At 44.0% G+C, this 14029-nt stretch carries 13 protein-coding genes and 1 pseudogene; 12 read left to right on the forward strand and 2 right to left on the reverse strand.

Annotated features, from left to right (window positions below; all coding sequences use genetic code 11):
• Positions 1-80 precede the first annotated feature (80 nt).
• The 4 genes from G593_RS0105765 (at position 81) to G593_RS0105780 (ending at position 3978) form a co-directional block, all read left to right on the forward strand.
• The gene (locus G593_RS0105765; RefSeq protein ID WP_029731068.1) at positions 81-1472 is read left to right on the forward strand and encodes a zinc-ribbon domain-containing protein; all 1392 of its coding nucleotides are present in this window, start codon (positions 81-83) and stop codon (positions 1470-1472) included.
• Positions 1469-1648 carry a hypothetical protein gene (locus G593_RS0105770; RefSeq protein WP_029731069.1) on the forward strand — a complete coding sequence of 60 codons (180 nt, stop codon included), beginning with the start codon at positions 1469-1471 and terminating at the stop codon, positions 1646-1648. Before G593_RS0105765 ends, G593_RS0105770 begins: the two co-directional genes overlap by 4 nt.
• Positions 1649-1982: 334 nt before the next feature.
• On the forward strand, positions 1983-2834 hold the full coding sequence (locus G593_RS0105775; RefSeq protein WP_029731070.1) for a tyrosine-type recombinase/integrase: 852 nt from the start codon (positions 1983-1985) through the stop codon (positions 2832-2834).
• Complete coding sequence (locus G593_RS0105780; RefSeq protein WP_029731071.1) at positions 2827-3978, forward strand: IS91 family transposase; 1152 nt, start codon at positions 2827-2829, stop codon at positions 3976-3978. The genes G593_RS0105775 and G593_RS0105780 overlap by 8 nt, the downstream gene beginning before the upstream one ends.
• 281 nt (positions 3979-4259) lie before the next feature.
• Here G593_RS0105780 and ant(6) read toward each other — a convergent pair whose 3' ends face one another.
• On the reverse strand, positions 4260-5132 hold the full coding sequence (gene ant(6), locus G593_RS0105785) for an aminoglycoside 6-adenylyltransferase (protein ID WP_002582178.1): 873 nt from the start codon (positions 5130-5132) through the stop codon (positions 4260-4262).
• A gap of 54 nt (positions 5133-5186) precedes the next feature.
• Complete coding sequence (locus tag G593_RS0105790) at positions 5187-5954, reverse strand: nucleoside phosphorylase (RefSeq protein WP_002582179.1); 768 nt, start codon at positions 5952-5954, stop codon at positions 5187-5189.
• Between the two features lie 619 nt (positions 5955-6573).
• Between G593_RS0105790 and G593_RS0105800 the strand changes: the two genes are divergently transcribed.
• The 8 genes and pseudogenes from G593_RS0105800 to G593_RS18385 all read left to right on the forward strand — a co-directional run.
• Positions 6574-7398, forward strand: coding sequence for a ParA family protein (locus tag G593_RS0105800; RefSeq protein ID WP_029731073.1), 825 nt, complete (start codon positions 6574-6576; stop codon positions 7396-7398).
• Positions 7355-8290: a ParB/RepB/Spo0J family partition protein gene (locus G593_RS0105805; protein ID WP_029731074.1), complete on the forward strand. Its 936-nt coding sequence runs from the start codon at positions 7355-7357 to the stop codon at positions 8288-8290. Before G593_RS0105800 ends, G593_RS0105805 begins: the two co-directional genes overlap by 44 nt.
• Positions 8291-8522: 232 nt before the next feature.
• Positions 8523-9227, forward strand: a complete 705-nt coding sequence (locus G593_RS0105810) for a hypothetical protein (RefSeq protein ID WP_029731075.1) — start codon at positions 8523-8525, stop codon at positions 9225-9227.
• Positions 9228-9298: 71 nt separating this feature from the next.
• Entirely contained in the window at positions 9299-10345 is a 1047-nt protein-coding gene (locus G593_RS0105815; protein WP_029731077.1) for a thioester domain-containing protein, read from the forward strand.
• A gap of 14 nt (positions 10346-10359) precedes the next feature.
• Positions 10360-10719 (forward strand): glutamyl-tRNA amidotransferase, encoded by a 360-nt coding sequence (locus G593_RS0105820; protein ID WP_029731078.1) that lies wholly within the window; start codon positions 10360-10362, stop codon positions 10717-10719.
• Between the two features lie 73 nt (positions 10720-10792).
• Complete coding sequence (locus tag G593_RS0105825) at positions 10793-11629, forward strand: hypothetical protein (RefSeq protein WP_003525214.1); 837 nt, start codon at positions 10793-10795, stop codon at positions 11627-11629.
• 14 nt (positions 11630-11643) lie between these two features.
• The gene (locus G593_RS20060) at positions 11644-11832 is read left to right on the forward strand and encodes a hypothetical protein (protein ID WP_155961782.1); all 189 of its coding nucleotides are present in this window, start codon (positions 11644-11646) and stop codon (positions 11830-11832) included.
• A pseudogene (locus tag G593_RS18385) lies at positions 11784-13994 on the forward strand (VirB4-like conjugal transfer ATPase, CD1110 family); the annotation flags it as partial. The gene G593_RS20060 and the pseudogene G593_RS18385, both read left to right, overlap by 49 nt.
• Positions 13995-14029: the final 35 nt, after the last annotated feature.

Here is a 14029-nt window from a genome sequence, read left to right on the forward strand (position 1 = left end):
TTCTTATTATTCGCAAACTACACCAATCCCGATTTTCTCAATATAATTGGGATAATCACAAAGGAAGGGGTGGTTGTACTATGACGGGCAGTTTAGCAAGCGTTCATCCGGAACTTATTCCTGAATGGTCAGAGAAGAACTTACCGCTAACGCCGGATAAGATAACCTTCGGTTCAAATAAAAGAGTGTGGTGGAAAGGTGCTTGCGGACACGAGTGGGAAACGAGCGTCAAAGCTCGTTCAAAGGGCGAGAAATGCCCGATATGCTCAGGAGCGAGAGTAATAGAGGGTATCAATGATTTAGCCACATTGAAGCCCCTGTTGGCTCAGGAGTGGTCTAAAAAGAACAAATTAAAGCCTACCGAGGTATCTGTCGCTTCTCATAAGAAGATTATTTGGAAATGTAAACACGGACACGAATGGGAAGCAAGCGTTAAAAGCAGAACGGTAAACGGCACAGGCTGTCCATACTGCTCACATAATAAAGTCCTTGCCGGATTCAATGACCTTGCTTCACAGTATCCCGATATTGCTGCTGAATGGTCTGACAGAAATCTTCCGTTGCTGCCTACAATGGTAACAGCCTTTGCAAACAGTAAGGCTTGGTGGAAATGCAAAGATTGCGGAAACGAGTGGTACACTCTTATTTCAACCCGTTCCGGTGGGAGCAGATGTCCGTATTGTAGCGGATATACATTGCTCAAAGGTTTTAATGACTTGGCGACTACGCACCCTGACCTTGCGGCTGAGTGGTCAGAAAGAAATTATCCCCTAATGCCTGATGAGGTAAACGCAAAATCAAGACACAATGTTTGGTGGAAGTGTAAGACCTGTGGCAATGAGTGGAAGTCCGTTATCAATGCTCGTGTAAAAGGAACAGTATGCCCGGTTTGTGCGGACAGGGCGGTTCTTGCAGGATACAATGATTTAGCCACAACGGACAGGAAACTGCTTGCTGAATGGGATTACGAAAAAAACTCTCTGCTCCCGACACAAGTGTCAAGAAAGTCAATGAAAAGTGTGTGGTGGAAATGTTCACTTGGACACTCTTGGAAAGCAAAAATCAGCGACAGAACAATTATCGGAGAAAAATGCACTGTGTGCGAAAACGAATATCGCTCCGTGTTCCCCGGCTTGGCTGTCGCCTATTACGCCAATCAAAAAGGACTAAAGGTACAGCTCGGTTCGGATAAACTATTGGGAATACCTCTTGAAACATACATTCCGTCAGAAAAGCTGGCGATAGAATTTACGAACGGCTCAGAACATATGGAGGTTCTCAAAAGCCACTTATTCAAGCAACGAAATATAAAACTCGTAAAACTCCCTTTTAAGACAACCGAAACGGAAGCGGAGTATGCCGACAGAGTAAAAGCAGTTTTCAAAAGCGTACATATCTTTATTTATTCTGATGTCGAAGCAGATGTTTCGGTAATCAGAGCAAAATTCAATGAATGGAGGAAGCGACTGTGAGAGAAGAAAAGTTCCATATCTATCTTAATGATGACGAATATAGCAGAGTAATACAAACACTTATCCGCTTAAAGAACAGTCTGATTTCACAAGGCAGATACACCGACGGAGTTGACGATGTTCTCTGCAAGGTGCTTTCAACCAAGAAAAGAAAGCTCAAAATCAAATATATCTGAACACGAAAAGAGACCGCCTACACGATGTAAGCGGTCTTTGCTAATTTAGAGTAAGTTCGACAAATTGGAATTGAACAAAATCGCTGCGCGATGGCCTGCCAAGGCTGTGGCATAGCGATTTTCTTTTTCCTATAACAAAACAGTGGAAAGTAAGTCCTAAAAGTAGTATTGTTAAGTCACCACAACGAAACAATCAAACAGGATTGACCTTCCCACTGCCTATGAAAAGAATACCACCCTTCCGCTTGGTTGGCAAGCGGTTTTATGACCCCAATGCACCTCCATATAAAGCAGTGTTTCGGATAACTACTGATTTTATATGGAGGATTTTATTATGTATGAAAAATATTTAGAACAGCTTGAGGAAGCCGGAAAAATCCGTAACCTCAAAGAACGTTCCATCAGCTGCTATAAAAACTATGTTTCTTACTTTCTGAAATATCAGAATAAGAATCCTGAAGAGCTTACCTGTCAGGATGTCAGGACTTTTTTGCTTGCGAAAAAAGAGGAAGGACTGAAAGCCACAACTCTGAATCTTTATAATTCTGCCATCCGTTTTTTCTATCGGAATGTCCTGCATATCCTTTGGGATGATATCACAGTTCCACGTATGATTCTGGAACATAAGCTTCCGACTATATTGACCGCCTCTGAAATCGACCGCCTGTTAGATGCTGTTGATGATATCAAATATAAGGCTATGTTCGCAGTCATGTATTCCTCCGGCATGAGAGTTTCTGAAGTAATCCACCTTCACTATGATGACATTTCCCGTTCTAATATGCAGATCCATGTCCGGGATACGAAAAACCGGATGGACCGCTATACTATTCTGTCCAGACGTTGTCTGGATATCCTTACACAATACTGGTTTGAGAAAGGACGTCCTCGTGGCATCCTGTTTCCAAATAAATTTACCGGTAATTACCTGACTGTCAGTACTCTGGAACAGGTAATGCGACGGGCAGTGGCTGATGCTGAACTTTCAAAGGCGGTAACCCCGCACTGTCTCCGCCATAGCTTTGCAACCCATCTGATGGAACAGGGCGTAGAACGGCAGAACATTCAGGCGCTGCTTGGACACCGTGACCCGAAATCTACGGAAGTTTATCTTCATGTCAGCAACAAATCCCTCATGGGCATTCAAAGCCCTTTTGACAGGAAAGAAGGTGCTGGCTATGAATAAACCCACCGTCCAGGATATTTTCCGACGTTTTTATCCAGCATACCTTGAAAAGTATTCTCCATCCCCGGAACAGGCAAAAGCTGTCCGGAACATCCTGAACTGCAAAACAGGAGCCTATGGTGCAAATATCAGTGTATGTGAAGACTGTGGTGCTGTCCAGATTCATTATAATTCCTGTCGTAACCGCTGTTGTCCCATGTGTCAGGCTATTCCAAAGGAAATGTGGATGGATGCTCGCAGAGAAGATGTACTTGATGCACCTTATTTCCATCTGGTGTTTACAGTCCCTGACATTCTGAATCCGGTCATTTACAGTAACCAGAAACTGTTATATGACACGCTGTATCATGCGGCTTCCGCTACTATTCAGGAACTGACATCCGACCCAAAGCACCTCGGGGCTTCTGTTGGTTATATCTGCATCCTGCATACATGGGGCTCAGAAATGAATTTTCATCCCCATATCCATACGATACTGCTTGGCGGCGGCCTGACACCGAAAAATGAGTGGAAAGACAATGGTACGGAGTTTTTTCTCCCCATATGGGCTATCTCCAAAGTCTTTCGTGGGAAATATATGGATGAACTGAAAAATCTCTGGAATACAGATCAGCTTGAGTTTCATGGAACAGCAGAAAAATACCGTAATCATTATGAATTCAAAGAACTTATAGATTCCTGTTATGACGCAGAATGGGTTCCTTACTGTAAGAAAACTTTTAACGGTGCACAATCTGTGATTGATTACCTTGGAAAGTATACCCATAGGATCGCTATCAGCAATCACCGCATCATCCATATGGATGATGAAAATGTTACTTTTTCCGTTAAGGATTACCGGAAAGAAGGACAATGGAAGGAACTGACCATTTCCGGCATTGAATTTATACGGCGTTTTCTGATGCATGTGCCACCCAGACGTTTTGTCAGGATCCGGCATTACGGACTTCTATGTTCCCGCAGCAAACACAAAAAACTCACTTTATGCCGGAATCTCCTTGGATGTAAAAAATATCTTTCAAAGCTCAGGGATAAAGAGATGCCGGAAATATTGAAACAGCTATACGGGATAAACATCTGTGTATGTAAATCCTGCGGCGGACATCTTGGGAAGCCCCAACTTCGAATGCCGCAAAGGTGTTAAAATACACTTTCGTTATATGTTTTTTAAGCCTCAAAATCCTGAGGTTTTATTGTTGTACCTATTTATCTGAAAACACTTGATTTCTGTAGCGTCTGCACAGGAAATCCTGTATAATTATGGATAAGAACAAAAGATTGAAAGTCCATAGGTAGCAACTACCCGGACGCTCACTTTGTTCAATTAGGTCAAATCGAAAATGGAGTAAACGAAGGGGCAGTTCACTGGAATGTCAAAACTGCTTTTTCGTTTACCCCATCATCGATTCTAACCTAAAGAATTTGTCAATACCTATTACCATAAAGATATTTATTTGAAATTCTCTTTTGTGTTTCCAAATATTTTGTAACGTTTTCATCATAATCAGGATAATTATAACCAAGTGAATCTGCCACTTTTTTAGATATTTTTTTGAACAAACATAGACACAAATCAAACGATTTCCACATTTCTTCATACGAACTCATTGAATATGTATTTAGTAAGTTATCCCACAATTCTTTTGAAATATGCTTATCTAAAAATTTATAGTTTTTACCCAAACTGAAATTAAATCCTTTTTCAGTACCGACATACCAACTAATCATCCTAAGAAGCTCATGACGTAATACTTCATTCATATGGTCTATTGCAAATAGTATTTCACCACGAAGTAAGCCCTTGGATACATATGTTGCAACATTCCAAAATTCGTTACAACAGTCATCAAACTTTCTTTCTGTTGGACACTTAATGTAATAATCTTCATCTGTGGGAACTATTTCTGTTTTAATCATATTATCTTTATCTAACATGATTTTTACAAGTTTATCGCGAGTAAGATACTCCTCAAGCATTGAAACAGGTAACAAAGTTAAATCAATCTTTACACCATCATCAAAAAGCATTATATAAGAAAATCCTTTTTCTTCTGGAGGAAATAATTCCATATCTTCAGGTTTTTGCATCATAATTCTGTTACCAAAAACACTAAGCCAGTCATCGCTTTTCAAAAATTCTCCCATATCTATAACAAAAAAAGTAATATCATAATCTTGAAGATTGTCTTTTGGTATATTAACATTAGTGCGAGACCCCTCAAGAGTTACAATTCTAATTCTCTCATCTTGAAAAGCAAAATTCAAAACTAAATCGTATATTTCTTTTTCAGTCCTCATTTCATTCACCTCAATAAAATTATATCACAAAAAAAAGATTGATTCTAACTGTTCTTATAATTTGATAACCGCATCAAGGCAGAGCGTAAGTGCATATTCGTATGCATTACCGCCCCAGTTTCTTTCGTCGTATTTGTCAACATCTGCAAGACTGTCTGCGGTATAAAGTATCATACCCCAGGTTGCCCCTCTGAAATCAGCACAGGCCGCCAGAGCAGAACATTCCATTTCTACAACTGCACAGCCTTCACTTTTGCGATAAGCCACCTTTTCTTTGGTTTCACGGAAAAATCCATCCGTTGACCAGGTTATAACCTCCTGATATTTCATACTATGCTCAAGAATGGTTTCTTCAATTGCTTTTCTTGCCTTCTCGCTGATTTCCACAAATCGAGAAGGGGGCGCATAGTGATAAGATGTTCCCTCATCACGCAGAGCCTTGTTTGGTACGAGGAATGTACTTTCGGGGAACTTTTCCAGAGCACCGCAACTACCTGCCGAGATTACCTCTCTTACACCATAACCAATCAGCCAATCAAGTATCTGTGTGGCTGCTGCCGCACCAACGGGTGCTTGACAAAGCACAATGTCCTCACCCTTGTATTTGGTGATGTAAATGGGATAATGCTTCGTTGCACTCTCAAAAGTGGATACCTGTTTGGTATCACTTTTACTGGCATATTCATCTATGTAAGCACCAAGAAATGCGAACACACATTTCTTGGGTAAGTTCAAACCAAGATTTTCATGAGTGGGATTAAGAACTGCTGTCTGCTCTGTATCAAACTCCAAAATCGGTATTTCGTTTTTAATAATAGCCATACTATCTCTCCGTCAAATTCAAATTTGTCTTTCTCTTAATTTCCTATTATACACCAAAATTATGAATATTTCTACCCGCCGTCTATTGACCTCAATTACGAGGGAAATAGGCGGCTTTTTTGTTTCTAAAAAAATATTTTCAAGAAATTTTTGAAAAAGGGGTGATTTTGGGTGTGCATTTTGACCCCCTTTGTCCAAATGAGTGAAGGGGTTAATTCCGAACCACGAAAAGGTCAGCCCATTCACTTGTATTTTGACAACTGAATAAATCATTCACTAAGACTTTAATTCTGATGATTTTAGCCACCTTATCGGGTACGCCGTGACTTCTGCATTGCAGAACAGCGAGAACTCCCGGTATAAGTAACAGGTTGCCCCTGTTACGGCGATGACAGTCAGAAGGATAATGATACTTCTCTACGGAGCTGGCGGAGTACCCGGCAGAGGTGAAATTCCTATGATACAGATTAGCAACCTGTTTCTTAGTGACTTCCCGTGAGCTTTATGCTCGGCAAGGGGTGTTGAGAACAAATATTGCCCGACCGGTTAGGAAATGAGCCGGTCAAGTACATAGCCATACTGCGATGGCTATGAATTTTACGAAAGGAGGACGCACAAAGTGTCGAACTGCAAAACGATTGCGATATGCAATCAAAAAGGCGGAGTTGGAAAGACGACCACTACGGTAAACCTCGGCGTCGGTCTTGCAATGCAGGGAAAGAAAGTGTTGCTCATAGACGCAGACCCACAGGGCGACTTAACCACTTGTCTCGGTTGGCAGGATATGGATAACTTGGGTATCACGCTTGCAACAAAACTCACAGATGTCATAAACGAAACGATGAATGACCCTACGGTCGGTATTCTGCACCACGACGAAGGTGTTGACCTTGTTCCGGCAAACCTTGAGCTTTCTGCGATGGAATTTAACCTTGTAAACGCAATGAGCAGAGAGACGGCATTGAGAAACTATCTCAGCGAAGTGAAGGACAAATACGACTATATCCTTATAGATTGTATGCCTTCCCTCGGAATGGTAACAATCAATGCTCTATCTGCGGCAGACAGCGTAATAATTCCTGTTCAGGCTCAGTATTTACCGGCTAAGGGTATGACGCAGCTTGTTCAGACCATTTCACGAGTAAAGAAGCGTATCAATCCGAGTTTGAAGATTGACGGTATGCTTCTCACTTTGGTGGATAGCCGTACCAACCTCGCCAAAAGCACGGTAGAAGCTCTGAGAGAGAACTTCGGTAATCAAATTAAGATGTATCGAACATATATCCCGATTGCCGTAAAAGCCGCAGAGACTTCTTCCAAAGGCAAGAGCATTTTTGCCTATGAACCCAACAGTACGGTGTCAAAGGCGTACACCGAATTTACAAAGGAGGTGTTAGCCGATGGCAGGAAGAAAGAGCGACTTCACTCTCACGAAGCTCGATGACTTATTCTCAACGCAGGAACAGAGAGATGAAGAAAAGCTTTCCAAAATCCGAGATATTCCCTTGACTGAGATTGACGATTTCCCCGACCACCCTTTTAAGGTGCGTGATGACGAGGATATGGCACAGCTCATAGAGAGTATCAAGGAACGAGGGGTAATCACTCCGGCAACGGTAAGGCAAAAAGAGGACGGCAGATACGAACTCATTTCAGGACACAGACGAAAGCGAGCTTGTGAGCTTGCCGGGTTTGATACGCTCCGCTGTGAAGTCGTTGACCTGAACCGAGACGAAGCCACGATTTTAATGGTTGAGAGCAACTATCAAAGGTCGCAGATACTTCCCTCGGAAAAAGCCTATGCCTACAAAATGCGTTTGGAAGCGATGAAAAGGCAAGCGGGCAGACCGAGCAAAGATAATTTAGTCCCAGTGGGACAAAATTTTTCAAGGGAAGAACTTGCAACTCAAAGTGGCGAAAGCCAAACGCAAATTCAGCGATATATTCGCCTTACAAACCTTGTTCCCGAACTTTTGGATTATGTTGACGAGGGACGAATTAAAATGCGACCGGCGGTTGAATTGTCCTTTCTCGATGAGGACAGTCAGCGTGATGTGGTTGATGAAATCGACCTGAACGATGCAACCCCGTCCCACGACCAAACAATCCGTATGCGAAAGTTCTTTGAGGAGGGCAAGCTCACAACCGAAGCAATCCAAGCGATTATGTCGGAGGAAAAACCAAACCAAAGGGAGAAAATTGTTTTGAGGGGCGACAGGGTTCGACAGCTTATCCCGAAGAACATTCCCATAAGCCAAACGGAGGATTTTGTGTGCAAGGCATTGGAGCATTACAACAAGTTTCTGCGAAGCAGAGCCGACCGTGACAGCCGATAGCCTTCCCCCTTTCTCACACTCTAACCCCTATATATACCGGCTATTAACCTGCTGAAAAATATACTCTATCTCCCTTGAGTATATCTATCTCAATAACATATAGCTGTCTATATAAGGGTTCGCACATTTAGAGCAAAAGCAAAATGTCTGCTACGATAAAAAGTTCAGCCAATCGCACCTTTGATGTTTTGACCGGTTTTGATTACGATTAAGGCAGAAAGGAGCGATGGATATGAAAAACAGGCTGATTCCTTGTGTTCTTGCCTGCCTGATGATTTTCCTCGTAGGTTGTACCGGTAACACAGCCAAAGAAGCTGCACAGGAGATTACGAAAACAGAGACTTCTTTTCCGGCTGGTAATACCGAAACAAATTCTCAGGAAGATACGGCAGAAGAACCGGAAAGCACGGCAGTTCAGGAAGAAACACCGATTACGGCAGAAGAAAGCCAATCAACCGCTGAGAGTCAGACGGTTACGACGGTTCAGACAAAACCGGCGGAAGATAAAACGGCTGAAACTCCTGTAACTGAAAAGCCAAAGGCAGAGCCACCAAAGCAGACAACCACGCAGGCTGAAACCGAAAAACAACCGGAGCAGCCAAAAGAACAGACAACTGCCGAACAAAAGCCGGTTGAAAAACCGACGGAGAAGCCGGCAGAACCGAAACCGACAGAGCCGCCTAAGCAGACATTTGATGTCAGCCCTTATGTGAGTTACGCAAAAGAGTATGCGGTAAGCATAGGGCTTTCTCTTGACAGCACGGCGACAGAATGTTGGGACAATCCCATATCCGCAAATCCTAACCGTAGCGGTATCAAATCTGATATTGAAAGCAGGCTTAACCGATACAAGAACAGCGAGGGTTTTACCGCTGTGTGGATATGGACAGAAAAGCTATCCGATACGGAGTACAACATCTATATCGGCTACTGTTAAAACAAAATAAATTCTAAGAGGACGCACTGAGTAAAATCGGTGCGTTTTTGCATTTCAAGGAGGAAAACGCAATGGTTAAAACAAAATTCAAGAAAGCCGTCTCGCTTATGTTGGCGGCGGTTATGAGCCTTACTGCTTTTATGGGCATTGGGGCAACGACAGCCTTTGCAGCCGTAGGCGAAAAAGCCGATGTGTACCTCGTCGATTATCCCCGAAGCGGAGATACCAATAACAACGGCGAATGGGGACACGGCAATCTCAACTATATGAACGGTTGGAGAGGCTTGTCCACGAAATATACGGGACTTCGTGCAATGGGTTCGTATTCGGGCAATATCGCCTACTGTATCGAGCCGGGTACAGGTCAGCGGACTGGAGATACTCTCACCGAAAAGGACGAGAACTTCTTCAGCAACATCAGTCCGAACGGTACGATTTCCGGCGATGATATTCGCCTGCTTATCGGTCGTATCTTGCAGTACGGCTACCGTGGAGGAATTTCGACAAGCTGGAAGTCGCAGAATGAAAGCGACGCAAACTGTATCGCCCACGCTTATGCCACTCAGATTTTGATTTGGGAAACGATTGTCGGCGAAAGAGACGCAGGCTTTAATCACGTTTCTACCGGCGGGTACAATGCCGTGCTTGAATGTGTAAGCTCCGCACACCCACTCCGCAGTAAAATCTTGTCTTACTACAACAGTATGGTAACAAGCGTTCAGAATCACACCAAAGTACCGAGCTTCTGCACAAGGTCAAGCGGTTCTGCAAAAAGTACCGGGCGAAGCGGCAACTACTCCACCAATTATCAGATTAGCGGTCGAGAGCTTCTTACCCCCGATGAGGTTCGTATGCTTGATAACCAATATGCAATTCTGTTTATTCGTGGAGAACGCCCCGTTATGGACTTCAAGTATGACATCTTGAAGCACCCGAATGTGGCACTTACAACCGATGGAAAGGCTTCTGCCTATAAGCACGGTGAAGTTACCATCAAGCACTCATCAATTTCCGTTCTTTCTATTGACCCGGAAGAACTTCCGGAGGAAAGCTACGGAGAAACCAATTACGAGCTTCTGTCCGATGAGGATTTTGAAGTAAATAAAAACTTATATTAACGGAGGAAAACACAATGAACATTTTTAAGAAGAACAACGAAAAGAAAACCACTCAGAAGCTGCCTATGACCGGCAAGGCTCAGAAAGGCTTCCGTGCTTACTGCGGCGTAGTCGCAGCAGCAACTCTTGTCTGCGGCATGAGCGTTACCGCTTTTGCCGCCAGCGACCCGATTGCCGTGGTCAACAACCTGTCTGATTTCATCTTCGGACTTATCCGTGCCATCGGTCTTATCCTGCTTGGCTTCGGTATCGTTCAGGTCGGTCTCTCTTTGAAGTCTCACGACCCGTCTCAGAGAGCCAACGGTTTTTTGACTCTTGCAGGCGGTATCATCATTACCTTTGCAAAGGAAATCCTGACCCTTATTACCGGTTAATAGAACACAGTTATCAAACGGGGCATACCTGGCATTTCAGGTATGCCCCTAATCTTAAAGGAGGTGCAAACAGATGAGCGATAACTGGGTAGTTCAGAACCTCGAAAATGCCCTTGAAACTTGGAACAGCAAGCTGTCGGAAATATGGCAGCTCTTAACCACTTCGCCGCAACAGTTCAAAGGCGGCAGTATTTGGTCTGTAATGGTGAATATCAACGGGGCGGTTCAGGCTATCGGTCTTGCCCTGCTTGTTCTGTTTTTTGTTGTCGGTGTGGTTCGCACCTGCGGAAGCTTTACCGATGTAAAGAAACCGGAACACGCATTAAAGCTGTTTATCCGCTTTGCCATTGCCAAAGGTGTGATTACCTACGGGCTGGAGCTTATGCTTGCCCTGTTCGACATCGTACAAGGTACGATTTCAACCATTATGACATCTGCTGGGTTCGGTACGCCAAATCAAACAACCTTACCTGCTGAAATGGTAACAACCATTGAAAGCTGCGGATTTTTTGAAAGTATCCCATTGTGGGCGGTTACTCTTATCGGCGGACTTTTTATAACAGTCTTGTCGTTCATTATGATAATGACGGTGTACGGACGATTTTTCAAGCTGTATATGTACACGGCTCTCGCTCCGATACCGCTTTCCACTTTTGCCGGAGAACCGTCGCAGAATGTGGGTAAGAGCTTTATAAAGAGCTACTGTGCCGTTTTGCTTGAGGGAGCAGTAATTGTACTTGCTTGTATCATATTCTCCCTATTTGCTTCTACGCCGCCGGTAGTGAACCCTGACGCAGCAGCCGTTACTCAGGTATGGGCATATATCGGAGAACTGGTATTCAATATGCTTGTGCTTGTCGGTGCGGTTAAGATGAGCGACCGAATTATCCGTGAAATGATGGGCTTATAACGGGAGGTTCTCTGATGAAGAAAAATAAGAAAAATAACGATAGATGGCAGGGCTATACGCCTGCCGACTGCGACTGCAAATATTGTGTGTATTACGGAGGAAAGAAAAACAGCAATGTAATTTGCCTTGCGGACACCTGCGTCTGCTCTGATGAAATCCGTCACGCAAGAGCTTCAAGTTCACGGATATTAACTATGCCGTAGCGAGCCGTGAGGATAAGGAAGCGATGTTCCTTGAATATTCCGAGCTTCTCAACTCTCTTGACAGCGGAGCTACTACAAAGCTGACCATCAATAACAGACGGCTTAACCGTTTGGATTTTGAGAAAACCATTCTTATCCCCGAAACCGGCGATGAGCTTGATGTTTACCGAGAGGAATATAACAAAATGCTTCTCGACAAGGCGACCGGTGCAAATGCAATCGTTCAGGATAAGTATGTTACTATCTCCATTAACAAAAAGAGCGTGGAGGACGCAAGAACCTATTTTGCCCGTGTCGGTGCTGACCTTATTGCCCACTTTGCAAGACTCGGAAGCAAATGTGTGGAGCTTGAAACCGATGAGAGGCTGAGAATTGTCCACGATTTCTTCCGTGTCGGTGAGGAAACCGCCTACCACTTCAATATTAAGGAAACGAGAAAAAAGGGACACGATTTCAAGGATTATGTTTGCCCGGATACAATGGAATTTGAAAAGGACTACTTCAAAATGGGAAACCGTTACGGGAGAGTCCTTTTTCTTCGTGAGTACGCTTCCTATATCAAGGACAGTATGGTAGCCGAGCTTACCGACCTGAACCGCAACCTGATGATGTCCATTGACATTGTACCCGTTCCGACCGACGAAGCGGTGAGAGAAGCAGAGAGCAGACTGCTCGGTGTTGAGACGAACATTACCAACTGGCAGAGAAAGCAGAATCAGAACAACAACTTTTCCGCCACCGTTCCGTATGATATGGAACAGCAGAAAAAGGAAATGAAGGAGTTCCTTGATGACCTCACCACTCGTGATCAGCGAATGATGTTCGCTGTACTCACTATGGTTCATACTGCGGACTCCAAAGAACAGCTTGATAACGACACCGAAGCTTTGCTTACGACTGCAAGAAAGCATTTGTGCCAGTTTGCCGTTCTCAAGTATCAGCAGATGGACGGACTGAATACGGCTATGCCGTTCGGAACACGCAAGATTGACGCATTCAGAACCCTTACCACAGAAAGCCTTGCGGTATTTATCCCATTCAGAGTTCAGGACATTTACCACGAAAACGGAATTTACTACGGTCAGAATGTCATCAGTAAAAATATGATTATTGCCGACCGCAGACAGCTACTCAACGGCAACTCTTTTATTCTCGGCGTATCCGGCGGCGGTAAATCCTTTGCGGCAAAGGGAGAGATTGAAAACATCATTCTTTCCTCCAATGCAGATGTTATTATCATCGACCCCGAGCGAGAGTATTCGCAGCTTGTAAAGGCTCTCGGCGGCGAAATCATCAATATTTCCGCTACTTCTCCGAGCCATATCAATGCAATGGATATGAACAAGGAATACGGCGACGGAGCAAATCCGGTTATCCTGAAATCCGAGTTCATTATGTCCCTTTGCGAACAGCTTATCGGCGGCACAAACCTCGGAGCAAAGCAGAAATCTATCATCGACCGTTGTACGGCGAGCGTTTACCGAGACTATCAGCAGAGAGGATATACCGGTACTGTTCCTACTTTGCAGGACTTCCGTGCGGAACTTTTGAAACAGGACGAGCCGGAAGCAAAGGAAATCGCCCTTGCTATCGAGCTGTTTACACACGGTTCTTTGAATACTTTTGCAAAGCCGACCAATGTTGATACGGATAACCGACTTATCTGTTATGACATTCTTGACCTCGGCAAGCAGCTTATGCCTATCGGTATGCTTGTTGTCCTCGACTCTATCCTAAACCGTATCACACAGAACCGTGCTAAGGGTAAGCAGACTTTCATCTTCATTGATGAAATCTACCTCCTTTTCCAGCACGAGTACAGTGCAAACTTCCTCTTTACCCTTTGGAAGCGTGTAAGAAAGTACGGAGCTTATGCCACCGGTATTACACAGAATGTGGACGACCTTTTGCAGAGCCATACGGCAAGAACTATGCTTGCAAACAGCGAGTTTTTGATTATGCTCAATCAGGCGTCAACCGACAGAATTGAGCTTGCCAAGCTCCTTAACATTTCCGACCTCCAGCTTTCGTATATCACGAATGTTGACGCAGGACACGGACTGATTAAGGTCGGCAGTTCGCTTGTGCCGTTTGCAAACAAATTCCCGAAGAATACGAAGCTGTATAAGCTGATGACAACCAAACCGGGCGAGGGTGCATAACCCTTGCCCTATTCTGTAAATGAGAAAGGAAACAC

Origin of the sequence: Dorea sp. AGR2135 (assembly GCF_000420885.1) — a bacterium.
In the GTDB taxonomy this organism is placed as follows: Bacteria; Bacillota; Clostridia; order Lachnospirales; family Lachnospiraceae; genus Dorea; species Dorea formicigenerans.

What these genes read in the sequence shown, in the direction of transcription:
- G593_RS0105765 (WP_029731068.1), top strand. Translation starts at nt 81, where the DNA reads ATGACGGGCAGTTTAGCAAGCGTTCATCCGGAACTTATTCCTGAATGG.
- G593_RS0105775 (WP_029731070.1), top strand. Translation starts at nt 1,983, where the DNA reads ATGTATGAAAAATATTTAGAACAGCTTGAGGAAGCCGGAAAAATCCGT.
- G593_RS0105780 (WP_029731071.1), top strand. Translation starts at nt 2,827, where the DNA reads ATGAATAAACCCACCGTCCAGGATATTTTCCGACGTTTTTATCCAGCA.
- G593_RS0105790 (WP_002582179.1), bottom strand. Translation starts at nt 5,954, where the DNA reads ATGGCTATTATTAAAAACGAAATACCGATTTTGGAGTTTGATACAGAG.
- G593_RS0105805 (WP_029731074.1), top strand. Translation starts at nt 7,355, where the DNA reads ATGGCAGGAAGAAAGAGCGACTTCACTCTCACGAAGCTCGATGACTTA.
- G593_RS0105810 (WP_029731075.1), top strand. Translation starts at nt 8,523, where the DNA reads ATGAAAAACAGGCTGATTCCTTGTGTTCTTGCCTGCCTGATGATTTTC.
- G593_RS0105815 (WP_029731077.1), top strand. Translation starts at nt 9,299, where the DNA reads ATGGTTAAAACAAAATTCAAGAAAGCCGTCTCGCTTATGTTGGCGGCG.
- G593_RS0105820 (WP_029731078.1), top strand. Translation starts at nt 10,360, where the DNA reads ATGAACATTTTTAAGAAGAACAACGAAAAGAAAACCACTCAGAAGCTG.
- G593_RS0105825 (WP_003525214.1), top strand. Translation starts at nt 10,793, where the DNA reads ATGAGCGATAACTGGGTAGTTCAGAACCTCGAAAATGCCCTTGAAACT.
- G593_RS20060 (WP_155961782.1), top strand. Translation starts at nt 11,644, where the DNA reads ATGAAGAAAAATAAGAAAAATAACGATAGATGGCAGGGCTATACGCCT.